This is a genomic window from Ruegeria sp. CDSC068 (assembly GCF_059610545.1).
The window spans coordinates 14,517-27,367 of sequence record NZ_JBXWNV010000013.1; the positions used below are offsets into that span (position 1 = coordinate 14,517).

Sequence of the window (12,851 nt, forward strand, 5' to 3'; positions counted from 1 at the left end):
CTTGGCCAACAAGTCTCTCACAATTGCCTTAGAACTGTTTCCCACTGACTAGGGTTGAATTTTTTCGACCAGAGTGCACTCTTGATTGTGGATGAGCGTCTAAAGTCGATTGAGCTGAGAGAGGACTACTATAAATTGAACGAATTCTACGCACCGCGCAAACTTATGGGCAAAAAATGCAAACTTATGCGCAAATCTCGCGCAAGGTTATGGGCGTAGAATCCGTAATTTTCTGAATGTAATCAGTGTTGGGCGCGCAGCGATATGCGCGCGCCTACAGATATTGTGGAAGTTCGATATCGGGTTCATCTGCCTTGGAATCGTTATGATCTAAGGTGGTAAAATCTGGTTTGTAGATCGAATGGTCTGGGTCTGGCGCGACTTCCAAAAAAGTGGCGGGTCGTTGAGTGATCTTGAAACTGAGCGCTGAGGAATTGCCCTCTTGGAACAGTTCGCGGCTGCCTGTTCCCGTTTGGGTCAGATCGCACCCATTTTCCGGCGTAGATACTGCGCGAACTCCGCCACTCGGCGAGGTTGGGCTCGGCCGGGTGGAAACATCATTTGTAGCGGCTTGGGTGGTGGGAGGAATTCGCCTAACAGGGCCACAAGCTTTCCGGCTCTGACATCATCGCCAACATCCAGTTCCGATTTCAACACGATGCCATGGCCTGCCAGAGCCCAACTGCGGATAAGCGAGCCATCATTTACAATTCGGTTTCCCTTGACTGGGACAAGCTGGCGCTCTCGGCCTGCGACAAACTCCCAAACGTTGTCGAGCGAACCACCGAAACGCATAACCAGGCAGTTATGATTTGCGAGGTCTTCGGGCAGTTCTGGTGCTCCATATGTCGCCAGATAGCTGGGTGCTGCGCAGACGAAACGCTGGTAGCTTCCAAGGTTGCGTATTCGGAGTGAGCTGTCGGTGATGTCCCCAAACCGAACAGCCAAGTCAAAACCCTGACCCACGAGATCGACATAGCCATCGGATAGCGACAGTTCTATTGACACAGCCGGGTTCTCTTCGGTGAATTCAGAGATCACGTCAGAGACAACACCACGACCTAAATCAATAGGCGCACTGACGCGGATCAGGCCAGAAAGGGTTTCGGCGCCGAGGCGAATGCGGGTGTCGAGGTCGGTGACTTCACTGAGAACGCTCTTGGCGCCATCGATCAGGACCCGACCCTCTTCGGTCAAACTGATTGAGCGTGTCGTTCGGTTGAACAATACCACACCGTAGTGTGATTCCAGCGCAGCGAGCCGTTCGGAGACAGTTGTGCTCGATAAACCTGTCTCTCGGGCCGCCGCGACAAGGCTGCCTTTCTCGGCGATGGTCAGGAAGAGGCGGAGGTTGTCGAGCAGCATTAGTCGATATTTCCGGATTATATTTCCGATGAATGACTGTTTATCCCGTTTTGGCGGCGGCGTAAATCTACGACACCAACGTAACAGCAAAGGAACGACCTGATGGCCAAGCTGACCATTGTCGCCAACATCAAAGCCAACCCCGGCAAGATCGACCTTGTCAAAGCAGAGCTCACCAAGCTCATCGACATAACGCGTGCCGAAGAGGGTTGCATTAACTATGACCTGCACCAGGACAACGACAACCCGGCACATTTTGTGTTCTACGAAAATTGGGAAAGCCGAGAGCTTTGGCAAAGCCACATGGGTGCTCAGCACCTTGCGGCTTACCTGGAGGCGACAGAGGGCGCCGTTGCAGAGTTCACGTTGAATGAGATGACAGTCATCGGTTGATACAGAACCGGACAAAGGAGCACGTTATGAAAGCCGTGGGATACCGTGAGACAGGGTCGATTGAGCGGGCGGATGCCTTAATCGACTTCGATACCGACAGACCGACGCCGAAGGGGCACGACTTGTTGGTCAAGGTGCAGGCCGTGTCAGTGAACCCAGTCGATACGAAAATTCGTCAAAAACGAGCGCCTTCAGGTGCAGCACCAGATATTCTGGGGTGGGACGCAGTAGGGATCGTCGAAGAAGTTGGCGAAGCGGTTGAGACTTTTAGTCCAGGACATACAGTTTGGTATGCCGGGGCGATAAACAGACCGGGAACCAATGCTGAGTTTCATCTGGTTGATGAACGTATTGTCGGAGCCGCGCCAAAATCCATACCTGCAAAAGCAGCTGCGGCGATGCCGCTAACGACGCTTACTGCCTTTGAGATGCTGTTCGACCGCTTGCGAGTCCAAGATGCCGTTCCCGGCGGGACAAAAACGTTGCTGGTTATAGGTGGCGCAGGCGGTGTCGGATCAATCACCATTCAATTGGCACGGGCTCTCACTGAATTGACAGTGATAGCGACAGCGTCCCGACCCGAGACACAAGACTGGGTTCGAGAGCTGGGCGCACACCATGTCATCAACCATGCGGAACCTTTTGGCGCACAACTCGGGGCTCTCGGTATCGAAAGCGTGGATTTCATCTATTCAACGAACCATTCCCAGCTTTATGCGTCTCAAGCCGGAGAGGTGATGACACCTCAAGGTCGCTTTGGGTTGATCGATGATCCTGAGACCTTTGACATCGCGCCATTCAAACCCAAATCGATCTCATTGCATTGGGAGTTCATGTACACTCGGTCGCTTTTTGGGACTGGAGATATGAACCGTCAAAGCGAAATCCTGAATCAGGTCGCCGGGTTGATAGACGATGGAAAGATCAGATCCACAGCAACCGATACACTTGGTACAATCAATGCTGCAAACTTAATGAAAGCGCATGCTATCCTCGAAAGTGGCAAGGCCAAAGGAAAGCTCGTGCTTGAGGGTTTTTAGATGAGAATTGAGCGGCTAGATCATGTGAACATCGTAACAACTAAGTTGTCTGAAATGGCTACTTGGTATGAAGAGGTCTTGGGTTTGAAACCTGGGGCCCGCCCTGATTTTCCGTTTCCCGGGGCTTGGTTGTATGCGGGTGATCACGCCGTGGTTCACCTTGTGGGTCACGAAGGCACGCCAAACGTTGGCTCCGAAGTGAAGTTAAAGCTCGAGCATTTTGCGCTCTCAGCCACTGGTTTGAGCGCATTCGAAGAAAAACTGACCTCATGTCAGATCCAGTACCGAAAAACTGACGTCCCGGGGGCTCGAATGGTCCAAATTCACGTGGCGGATCCTGATGGGAATCATATTCATATTGACTTCGAAGAATCCGAGTAAGCGGCTAACCCGTGAAATAGATGGAACGCAAAATCAAGCTCGTAACTTCTTGTCGATTAGGGATTGAGATCCTTGTCGGGGTTGCTTCCTAGAACTACGCAGGTCAACATTTTCGGGAGGTGCAAACGTCGACTTGGAGATTAGCATGCCGGACCTCGAAACAAACAAGAAAAACGTCATCGCTTTCTACGAAATGATGTTCAACGAGTGTCGACCTGCCGAGGCCATAGCGACCTTTGTTGGTGAAACCTATACGCAGCACAACCCGCATGTTGGCGACGGCAAGCAAGCCTTTGTCGAGTATTTTGAGCGCATGGCTGCCGAATACCCGGGAAAGCGCGTGGACATCGAACGCGCGTTTGCTGAAGACGACCACGTTATTCTGCATTGCCACCAAATCTGGCCCGATGGTCTCGAGTACACAGGGATTGATATATTTCGCCTGGATGCTGAAGGTAAGGTTGTCGAGCACTGGGATGTTCTTCAGGAAATTCCAGCAAACAGCGAGAATGACAATGGCATGTTTTAACTTAACCGTTCTGACTATGGTGCATGGAACTTTGAAGACTCCTGTCGGCTGAACCACGATAGTCAAAGGGCGTAAGTCTGATCCAAGAATCCCGCCGAAGCGTATCTATCAAGAACCTTTTAGAAAGGAGATAAATATGCTCTCGAAGAGTATTCTTGCCGCGACCCTTGGATTGTTTGCAGCTACTTCGCCTCAAGCTGGTGTACAAATTCGGTTCATAGAGGGCGCACCCAAGGACCGTTTTGTTCTGACAAATGTCGGAGCGTGCGAAGTAAATGCCTCGACTCTCAAAATCGACTTGTCGCAATCTGCCGGACGATTGATCTTCGACGTTACCGAAAAAGGTGCGGGCGTAGAGGTCTTTCAACCTCTCGAATTCGTTGAGGGTGTGGATGCTCTGCGGCAATTTCCAGTGGTCGTGGATGGGCAAGATTCAATTGAACTTGAGATAGCCTCCCTCGCGGCTGGGGACAAACTCGCCTTTACCATCGATGTAGATGACACCATCGGGCAACGCGAAATCACCGTAACAGGGTCGGAGATCGAAGGCGCTACGGTGTCTTATACTGATGAGGGAGAGACCATTACTACGACCTTCTCTTCCGAAGCGTTTGTCAACGTCACGACCAAGGATTGCTGAAAGCAGTAGCGCAATGTCGAATTTGTTGATCCGCATAGCATTTCTTGCGCTCATGTTGGGAGGCGGCATCCTGATCGGGACACTGACTGCACCTGGCGAATGGTATGCTCAGCTTTCTAAACCTGCTTTCAATCCACCAAATTGGATATTTGGCCCGGTCTGGACGGTGCTTTATGTGTTGATCGCCATGGCGGGTTGGCGTCAGTTCGAAACAGACCGAAGCTCGGCTGCGATGAAGCTGTGGTGGGCACAGATGGGTCTGAACTTTTTGTGGTCCCCAACCTTTTTCGTACTGCAACAGCCTTGGTTTGCGTTTGTGGTCATTGTCGGGTTGCTAATTGTCGTCGTCGTGTTCATCGCTCGAGTCAGGGACTCGGATAGGGTCTCCGCACTAGCCTTCCTGCCGTACTTTGCATGGGTCGCATTTGCCGCGGCACTGAACCTTTCCATTGCAATACAGAACTGAGAAGGAACAATATGCGTGCCAAATTTGCTGGGTTTGTTTCAGGTCTTGTTATCATCGGATCTACAATGGCACAGGCTGATGGAAATCTTACTGAGGACTTCTCCGAGTCTCCGAAGACGCGTTGGGACTACGTTGCGGACACTGTCATGGGAGGGGTCTCATCAGGGCAGGTGCAGTTTCGTTCGGATGGTGATGTTGCATTCGCGAGGCTGACCGGATCCGTCAGTACAGAAAACAACGGTGGATTCATCCAATTCAGACGCAAGTTGCCTGATCGGCCAGATGCGAGTGTATCGGGCGTCAGGCTGTTGGTACGGGGGAATGGCGAGCAATACTTCGTCCACCTCAGGACACGCGGCACGGTGCTTCCGTGGCAATACTATCAGGCCGAGTTCGCAACTTCTGACAAATGGACCGAAGTCTCTTTACCTCTGTCAGGCTTTAAGGCTTCAGGTGCCATGTTGCGCGCTATTCCCGTTGCTAACGAAATCACCTCTGTTGGAGTTGTAGCCTACGGGCGCGATCACGAGGCCAGCGTAGATGTCAGCGAGATTGGATTCTACTGAAGGTCTCTCAAACGAGGGCTGTGTTCTTCAAATAGGTCCGCAACGCCGGTATTTCTTCTTCTGTCAGTTCCTGAATACGGATGTGCTGTTTCTTCTTTTTAGAAGCTGAACCTGTCTTTTCTGAGCGAACATTCAGAGTGTGCTGCTTTCTGAAGAGACAACTCGACTGGCAGTCCCAAGTTAAAAATACTTAATCAAAGCAAAGTACTTTTAGCAAAAAACAACTCCCACATGACGCTTATCTAAAGGAGTGAGTATCATGAAGAGGATTGCAGCATTGGGCCTTGTTGCCCTGACCCTATCATTTGTTGGCACTGGTGCGTTTGCGGAGTGCTACTTTGGGAACGATGAGGTAACCGGGGCGGAAACGATCATCTGTGAGACAGAGAGTGGCTTTTCCAGCTGGGGCACAATGATCGCTGAAGCTTGAGCGCTTCGGGGCACAACACCAGGCTTTCTGTGAGTTAGGGTAAATCAGATCGAACTCTGCAATTGGTAGCACCAAAGCCGAGAAACACGCAGCGCCGAGAGTAGTTACTCAACAGACTCTTCGGTAGTTGTTGCACGACGCGGAACCTCGGGTTTCGCTGCGATTCAAGAAGCTGCTCCAGTTCTTCACCTTGGTTTGCATCGCCGGAAATTTCAAACTCACGCAACATTGCGCAAATTCTTGGCGTTCTCCGACTCTCTGGCCAGGCAATGTGTTGGCCTCTATTGTTAGGAGTTCAATCGCTCTTTGTATTGACCCGTCACGTCACTGCCCCACCTTTCTAACTCAGTTTTGGGAACATCCTGAGTGTTTGTGAGGCCCACCGCCTTATTGATTTTTGCTGTGTCTACCCCGGCCATGTCACTGCAGCTTCGCGAAACAGGGCGTTATGAGCTCAATCAACCCGCAAGTCTTCCCCCGGGGTCGAGATTGCATAATGTTCTAAGAATTTGGCTTCACATTCTGGCTAACACCAGTTTTTGCCTAGTCCCGTTCGCTGTCCAAAGCTTCGCGTATGAGCGTCAGATTCGGCAACGAATTGTGAAATGGACTTGCCCCGAGTTCGGACAAAATTGGAGCCAGAGATTCCGACATCCGCTCCATACAAGTTTTCAGGAACTCTGCGCCTTGCGGCGTTGACCGGGCAATTTTTGAACGCTTGTCATTGGGGTTGGCTTCAAGGGTAATCAGGGCATGATTTTCAAGGCTGGCGAGCATGTGCGTCATCGAAGTTTTCGGCACTTGAAACGCTTTCGAAAGTTGCAGTGGTGTCTCTCCCTCGGGGCGCCGGACCAGGTGGCCCAATATGCCAAATTGGGTTGCGGTCATACGACCAGGTAAGAACGCTTCAAGCTTGGTCGAGATCAACTGATTGATGATCCCGACCTCGGTGAAGAACCGGTAGACTTCGTTGGTCTCATCTTCAGGCTTCATTCAGAATTCGTGTCTCCAGCGGCCAGCGCGGTGTGGCGATTGGCTCGGGTCCATGCCCCAAACGCAGCAACATTTGCACTGTGTGGCCCGGTGACGCAAGAAGCTCATGAGCCAGCGCGTATTCGTTAGCCATCTCAGGATATTCCTGAAGGGCCTGACTGACCGGATGAACGCCCAGGCCCATTTCGGTTGTCTTCAGGTAAAAACGCATCAACTGACGCCCGGCATCGAGTTGATCGCTTCGCGTATTTGTGGCTGTCGTAAGGACTGCGTATTGCGGCGTCGCGTCTAGCATCGCGAAGTAGTCTCGCATGTGTGACTGAGTGCCTGGGTGGTCAACGTTCATCAGGGTCTCATTGTCCAATAGGCCGGTAAGTCGCAGCGTTTCCAGCATGGGATCGCGCAATTCAATCCCGTCCGGGTTGGCGTTGATTTCTGCTTTCCCGATCCGCATCAGGTCGACGGATTCTTTCAGGGTCTGCGGCGTTCGCATTTCGATTTCAAAAGCGCGTTTCGTAAGATCTTGAATACGGGTCACCAAATCTTCGTCGGTAATCAAAGTTGCATATTCGCCAAGCGTAGCCACTTGATCGGCAGAGAGGCGCTGTTCAGTGTATGGTTCTTTGTTCGAATGCCGTTTGAGGATTTGATCTGATAGTGGATCGGATGCCCCGCCCGGCACAAACACTGCTTCTGCGACGGGTCCGTCATCCCCATCAGGCAGTAACTTGACCTCGGTATCAAACCCCTGTGCACCTGCCGCCAGGACCATAGTCTCAACAAATGCACCGAGGCCAATATAGAGCTGGCGGTGGTAAGGATCGGTTTCCGGAAGCTCGCGATCAGGATCACGGTGGATGCGCACCTTGTCTTGTCCAGCCAACTCAACCAGCCAAGGTTGCAAGTTGTGCGGATTGGGGGCGAGAATTGCGTAAGATAAAGCGGCTTTACGTGGGTCGTCATACGGTTTTGGCGTCCACGGAGCCAGCGCGTCATGCGGCGTGCGTGTAGCGAGGAACGCAACCGCGCCCGTTGCCGCCAGTATTGTGCCTCCGCCTAGAATCTTGAGAAAACGTCTTCGGTTTGGCATGTTGACTCTCCAGTAGTGCGATATCGGACTAATTTAATACGAATTCGTACTACATCAACCCCAATCGATGCAGTGATTGGCTGAGTGATTTATAAAAAGAAAATCAGAACAGCCGGGCTCAACTGCGGACTGCCTTGGCAGACAATTATTCGGAGCGCTTTTAGTGCCGAAAATAAGCAGTTATTTTAGCCGATTAAGGATTGGAAACGAGAAGATCAGAGGCTGTTGAGCCGATGCTTTTCAAGTATCCCGCAAAGCATGGCCTGAGCTTGCAGCCTGTGTTCTCGATGACGTTCGCGGGCGGCATCTGGACGACCTTCACTAATCGCTTGAAAAACAACCCGGTGATCTTCATTGGATTTGACGGGCAGGGGTCTGATAAACAACGTCGTTGCGCGCGCGCGACGCACTTGATCGCTCATCATGGCGACAATCGCTTCGACTCGTTTGTTGCCGCCCAACCGAACGAGCTCCTGATGAAACAACTCGTCGGCCTCGGCCCAGGCTTCAAGGTCTTCGGCTTCGATGGCTTGGTCCATCTTTGCAATTGATCCGGCAAGTACTGCCAGTTCATCTTCTGAATAGCCCGCTTCGGCAGCGCGCTGTGCTGCGAGACTCTCGAGTTCCGTCAGTATGTCGTAAATTTCACGCATATCATCTGATGAAACAGGCAGTATCCGAACGCCCTTTCGGGGCCGCATTTCCAGCAAGCCCTTACTTTCCAACATCAGCGCAGCTTCCCGTATCGGGGTGCGGGACATGCCAAGGGTCTCGGCGAGTTCCGACTCCAGATGGTCAGTTCCGGCTGCAAGTTCGCCGGACAGGATCATCTTTCGCAAATCCCTGACAGCGCGTTGCGTATTGGAAAGAGTTTTTGCGTCTTGACCCTTCACGGCGTCTCCAGGTTGATCTTTCGTCCCTCCGCAGCCGAGAGATAGATGCTCTCTTCGATGCGGATCACGTCCAAATAGTCGCGAGCCGTGTTTTCCAACGGCGTGCCCCGTAGAAGGCCTGAAACGACGTGACTTTGCAAGGCGTGGACACAGTCTCCTCCAAATCCATCGTGATCGCTTGGAGGTAGAATCTGCTGTCGCTTCTGTTTTCCAAAAGCGCGGAGCTCGACTGAACCGTCGCCGTTAAGAACCAGTGATCCTTCCGTTCCTTCGATGAGCGCTTCGCCCATGGTCTGACGCAGGTTTTCGGCGCTGTGGTCAAGGCATCTGTTGCCATCGAACAGAGCTCTTAAACCGTTGGCGTGGTCAAACAGGATGTAACCTGCGTCCTCGCCTGCGATAACTGGGTTAACTTGGCGCAAGTCCGCATAAACTGCGCTGGGCGCATCGAATAGAAACCGGAACGTGTCTACCCAGTGAACCGCTGTTTCATGAACCAGGAAACGCGGCATGTCCTGAAAGTACGGCTGCCGGTCTAGGTAGGCTCGTGGTCCCTGTCCGTCGCCGGGCCGAAGCCGGAAAGTAGCTTGGAGAGGTGTACCAATTCGACCCTCGGTCATCGCCTCTTTGATTGCGCGATACCAAGGCTGGAAGCGGAAGTTCTCGTGTACAACAATAGTTGCTCCAACCGCTTCAGCCTCTGAAACAATCTTCTCAGCTTCATCCAGAGATAAGCAAAATGGCTTTTGGCAGATCAGCCACTTGATACCAAATCGCAGTGCCGAGCGGATTGCCTCGGCCTGCGCCACAGGCGGAAGGATAATGTCTACGAGATCCGGTTCTTCCGCCTCCAGCATTTTTGACAGATCATCGTAAGCGGCCAGTCCTGTTTCTTTCGCCTTGTTGATATCACGGTTGCAGGATGCAATCGGAACCGCTCCGGGCATTCGGGACCAGCTTTCGTAGTGGAACCTGCTGAAGTACCCCGCACCCACACACGCGACTCTGATGGCTTGTTGAGTATTCATGCCCGCATTGCTTCCAATACCGATGACGCGGCACCCTGCGTTCCGGCCGTTCCACCTAGGTCACGGGTCAGGTTCTGTCCGTTCGCCGTCACCTTTTCCACGGCTTCACGCAATCGTTCGCCGTCGCTGGACAGGTCTGGATGATCATGGGTGAACCCCAACCATTCAAGCATCATTGCTGCGGACAGGATCATCGCAAAAGGGTTTGCAATACCCTGTCCCGCAATGTCCGGGGCGGAACCATGGCAGGGTTGGAATACAGCGTGATTCAACCCGATATCCGCTGATGGCGCCAGTCCCAGACCACCCATGAGACCCGCACCAAGGTCTGAGAGGATGTCTCCGAACATGTTCTCAGTCACCAAGACATCAAATTCCCAAGGCTTCTGGACCATCCACAGAGCCGTAGCATCAACATAGGCATGGTCTGCCTGTAATTCGGGATGGTGTGCAGCTTCTGCATCAAACATCGATCTGAAGAACGCAAAGGCGCGGAATACATTGGCTTTGTCGACACATGTAACTCGACCCCGGCCGCGCCCGGTTCTTTTGCGGTTCTGGGCGAGTTCAAACGCGAACCGGAACAGTTTTTCGGACACCTCACGAGTGATCAGCAGAGTTTCACGTGCTTCGTCATCGGTAACTTCGCCAGCGCCTTGGGTGAAGAACAGCCCTTCTGTGCTTTCGCGTATCAAGACAAAGTCGATCTCTTTTCCACTGGGGAGCGACAAAGGGGTCATTTGTCCGCTGCTTACCTTTACTGGCCGCACACCAGCAAAAAGTCCCAGTTGCTTTCGCAGATCAATCTGCGGTGAAATCTCGGTTCCGTCAGGATATCGAACATCCGGCAAGCCCATTGCAGACAGCAGAATTGCGTCAGCATTGCGTGCAGTTTCGAGTGATCCAGTCGGAAACGATTCTCCTGTTTTGGCGTAGTGGCCTGCGCCTGCCGGCGCGTCTGTAAACGCCAGCTCGTAGCTGGGACTGTTGCCCGAGAGCTGGCGCAGGATTTCAAGCGTAGGGGCCATAATTTCCGGGCCGATCCCGTCCCCGTGGAACACCGCAACATCGTACATTTTTTTCATCTTGGCCCGTTTCCTTCCCGTTTCGCATTCATAGCGCGATAGCAGCTTCCACTACAGTACGTTGACAATGCATTCTTTAATGTATACGCAAATAAATGCAATAATAAACGCAAAGATGTTTGGGAGGACTTGGAAATGAAACTAAAGCTAGGGCGGTTGGCGGCCGCAGCCGTGATGGCGACCGGGATTACAGGGGCAGCTGCTGCGCAGGATTATCCCTATCGTGATATCACCACAGCTGTGGTCTGGGGGGCCGGAGGAGGTACGGATACGATCAACCGGATGATCATGGCCGAGATGGAAAAACACCTTCCGGTCTCGATCAATGTGATCAATCAAACAGGTGGTGTCGCAGGCTCCAATGGTATGGTTTACGTCATGAACCAACCAGACGATGGCTATACATTGGTTGGTTTGTCAGAGTCGAACGTCACCGCTGCTGTGCAGGGTGGTTGGGATAAGAAATTTGATTTTTGGTATCCGTTCATTGTTGGCGGATCACCTGATCTGATCTCGGTCCCGGCGGACAGCCCTTACAATACGCTGGAAGAACTGGTCGACGCTGCGAAAGCCGCTCCTGGCACTATTCCCGCGGCGGCTTCCGGCGCAGGTTCAATCCACCACTTGAACCTTCTGGCCATCGAAAAAGGGTCCGGCGCAGAATTCAAGTTTGTTCCCTACAAAGGCTCGGCACCAGGTCAGGAAGCAGCTATAGCGGGTGAAGTTGCGTTGGTTGTGACCTCACTGGCTGAACAAGCTCCGCTGATCGAAGGCGGTCAGTTGAAGCCGCTCGCGATGCTGACGCCCGAAGATGCGCAGATTGCAGGGGCAACAGTGCCTTCTGCCTTTGGCATCTATGACGGTCTTGATCAGTATTTGCCGCTCAAACAGGCCATCGGGTTTGCAGTTCACAGTTCAGCCGGGGACGATGTAAAGGCCGCGCTTGGTGATGCCTTCGAGCAAGCTATTGCCTCCGACACCGTCGCCGAATGGGCCTCTGCAAACAACTATGATGTCGGTGGTCAACACGGTGAAGAAGCTCAAGAACTGTTTGCGAACCTCGAGGCTACTTTTGCCTACACCTTGCAGGACCTTGGCGCTGCCACAGTGGATCCGGCCTCGCTGGGTATCGAGCAGCCCTAATCCGATCAATTTTGAAGGGGCGCGCTTGATCGCGCCCTTTCCCTCAGGAGGCAGGCAATGGACAAACCTGACGAAACACTGGTCATGCGGTCGCGCGACTTTTGGGCAGCAATTGTTCTTATAACAGTGTCCGTCTTTTTTCTTTGGAAGACATCGGACATTCCACTTTGGGGCGAAAACCGCGCAGGTGTAAGTGGATCGGATTGGTACAACTCGGCTGCAATTGTACCGCTGTTCATCTTCGGGGGATTGCTTGGCTTGTCCTTCGTTTTGCTGGCTATTTCAATCCGCTCAGGTGGGGCCCTAAACGCGCTCAGTGCTTTGGGCATCGGATGGGATAAGTCGGAAGCCTATCGAGCTTCTACAATAGGCCTGATCCTTCTTGCATATGTCGTCGGACTGGTTCCCAGAGTGGACTTCATTCTGTGTTCTGGGTTGCTGATTACAGCTCTGACTTACGGCTACTACGGGGGTCATGCGCGGCGTGCTTTGGTGGCCTGTAGCGCGGTTGTCTCTGCCGGGCTATTTGCGTTTGCTGTATTTCCCGCGCAGGCGGACTGGAACGCACACAGTGATGATTGGTTTACACTGGCCTTATGGGTCTCGCTCACACTTGTGGTGTTGAGCAAGGCGGTTTCCGAACGCGTTTTGCGATTCGTTCCGTTGGTGGCAATACTTGCCCCGTTCATTCTGGTTTGCGCGATGGCCTTTGTTTTCCGACAGAACGTGCCCGCGCGCGGCGGGCTGATCTTCGAGCAAATCGAATACCACTACTACGTGACGCTTCGTCCGCTATGGAAAGATTGACC

General features: G+C 52.7%; 16 protein-coding genes. 10 read left to right on the top strand and 6 right to left on the bottom strand.

Annotated features, from left to right (window positions below; all coding sequences use genetic code 11):
* Nucleotides 1–477: 477 nt before the first annotated feature.
* Nucleotides 478–1,365 carry a LysR family transcriptional regulator gene (locus AC2FID_RS20510; RefSeq protein ID WP_282121335.1) on the bottom strand — a complete coding sequence of 296 codons (888 nt, stop codon included), beginning with the start codon at nucleotides 1,363–1,365 and terminating at the stop codon, nucleotides 478–480.
* A gap of 102 nt (nucleotides 1,366–1,467) precedes the next feature.
* Here AC2FID_RS20510 and AC2FID_RS20515 point away from each other — a divergent pair, with 102 nt between their 5' ends.
* The 8 genes from AC2FID_RS20515 (at nucleotide 1,468) to AC2FID_RS20550 (ending at nucleotide 5,810) form a co-directional block, all read left to right on the top strand.
* The gene (locus AC2FID_RS20515; RefSeq protein WP_282121334.1) at nucleotides 1,468–1,758 is read left to right on the top strand and encodes a putative quinol monooxygenase; all 291 of its coding nucleotides are present in this window, start codon (nucleotides 1,468–1,470) and stop codon (nucleotides 1,756–1,758) included.
* Nucleotides 1,759–1,784: 26 nt separating this feature from the next.
* A complete protein-coding gene (locus tag AC2FID_RS20520) occupies nucleotides 1,785–2,798 on the top strand; it encodes a zinc-binding alcohol dehydrogenase family protein (RefSeq protein ID WP_496837886.1) in 1,014 nt (337 codons plus the stop codon).
* A complete protein-coding gene (locus AC2FID_RS20525; RefSeq protein ID WP_496761472.1) occupies nucleotides 2,799–3,179 on the top strand; it encodes a VOC family protein in 381 nt (126 codons plus the stop codon).
* 145 nt (nucleotides 3,180–3,324) lie between these two features.
* On the top strand, nucleotides 3,325–3,708 hold the full coding sequence (locus AC2FID_RS20530; RefSeq protein ID WP_496699904.1) for a nuclear transport factor 2 family protein: 384 nt from the start codon (nucleotides 3,325–3,327) through the stop codon (nucleotides 3,706–3,708).
* 136 nt (nucleotides 3,709–3,844) lie between these two features.
* Entirely contained in the window at nucleotides 3,845–4,348 is a 504-nt protein-coding gene (locus tag AC2FID_RS20535) for an aggregation factor core (RefSeq protein WP_496699903.1), read from the top strand.
* Between the two features lie 13 nt (nucleotides 4,349–4,361).
* Entirely contained in the window at nucleotides 4,362–4,814 is a 453-nt protein-coding gene (locus AC2FID_RS20540) for a TspO/MBR family protein (RefSeq protein WP_496699902.1), read from the top strand.
* Between the two features lie 11 nt (nucleotides 4,815–4,825).
* The gene (locus AC2FID_RS20545) at nucleotides 4,826–5,380 is read left to right on the top strand and encodes a CIA30 family protein (RefSeq protein ID WP_496699901.1); all 555 of its coding nucleotides are present in this window, start codon (nucleotides 4,826–4,828) and stop codon (nucleotides 5,378–5,380) included.
* A 259-nt stretch (nucleotides 5,381–5,639) separates the two neighbouring features.
* Nucleotides 5,640–5,810, top strand: a complete 171-nt coding sequence (locus tag AC2FID_RS20550) for a hypothetical protein (protein ID WP_282121329.1) — start codon at nucleotides 5,640–5,642, stop codon at nucleotides 5,808–5,810.
* A 543-nt stretch (nucleotides 5,811–6,353) separates the two neighbouring features.
* On the opposite strand, the gene AC2FID_RS20555 is transcribed toward AC2FID_RS20550, so the two are convergent.
* From AC2FID_RS20555 to AC2FID_RS20575, 5 genes are all read right to left on the bottom strand, one after another.
* Nucleotides 6,354–6,803 carry a MarR family winged helix-turn-helix transcriptional regulator gene (locus AC2FID_RS20555; protein ID WP_282121328.1) on the bottom strand — a complete coding sequence of 150 codons (450 nt, stop codon included), beginning with the start codon at nucleotides 6,801–6,803 and terminating at the stop codon, nucleotides 6,354–6,356.
* On the bottom strand, nucleotides 6,793–7,893 hold the full coding sequence (locus AC2FID_RS20560) for an Acg family FMN-binding oxidoreductase (protein ID WP_496838478.1): 1,101 nt from the start codon (nucleotides 7,891–7,893) through the stop codon (nucleotides 6,793–6,795). The genes AC2FID_RS20555 and AC2FID_RS20560 overlap by 11 nt, the downstream gene beginning before the upstream one ends.
* A gap of 215 nt (nucleotides 7,894–8,108) precedes the next feature.
* On the bottom strand, nucleotides 8,109–8,786 hold the full coding sequence (locus tag AC2FID_RS20565; protein ID WP_496838480.1) for a GntR family transcriptional regulator: 678 nt from the start codon (nucleotides 8,784–8,786) through the stop codon (nucleotides 8,109–8,111).
* The gene (locus AC2FID_RS20570; RefSeq protein WP_496838481.1) at nucleotides 8,783–9,814 is read right to left on the bottom strand and encodes a Gfo/Idh/MocA family protein; all 1,032 of its coding nucleotides are present in this window, start codon (nucleotides 9,812–9,814) and stop codon (nucleotides 8,783–8,785) included. Before AC2FID_RS20570 ends, AC2FID_RS20565 begins: the two co-directional genes overlap by 4 nt.
* Nucleotides 9,811–10,899 carry an isocitrate/isopropylmalate dehydrogenase family protein gene (locus AC2FID_RS20575; RefSeq protein ID WP_496758183.1) on the bottom strand — a complete coding sequence of 363 codons (1,089 nt, stop codon included), beginning with the start codon at nucleotides 10,897–10,899 and terminating at the stop codon, nucleotides 9,811–9,813. Before AC2FID_RS20575 ends, AC2FID_RS20570 begins: the two co-directional genes overlap by 4 nt.
* A 135-nt stretch (nucleotides 10,900–11,034) precedes the next feature.
* Here AC2FID_RS20575 and AC2FID_RS20580 point away from each other — a divergent pair, with 135 nt between their 5' ends.
* Together AC2FID_RS20580 and AC2FID_RS20585 are read left to right on the top strand one after the other, a co-directional pair.
* Complete coding sequence (locus tag AC2FID_RS20580; RefSeq protein WP_282121323.1) at nucleotides 11,035–12,042, top strand: Bug family tripartite tricarboxylate transporter substrate binding protein; 1,008 nt, start codon at nucleotides 11,035–11,037, stop codon at nucleotides 12,040–12,042.
* A gap of 57 nt (nucleotides 12,043–12,099) precedes the next feature.
* Nucleotides 12,100–12,849 carry a hypothetical protein gene (locus AC2FID_RS20585; protein WP_496838482.1) on the top strand — a complete coding sequence of 250 codons (750 nt, stop codon included), beginning with the start codon at nucleotides 12,100–12,102 and terminating at the stop codon, nucleotides 12,847–12,849.
* The last annotated feature ends 2 nt before the right edge of the window (nucleotides 12,850–12,851 follow it).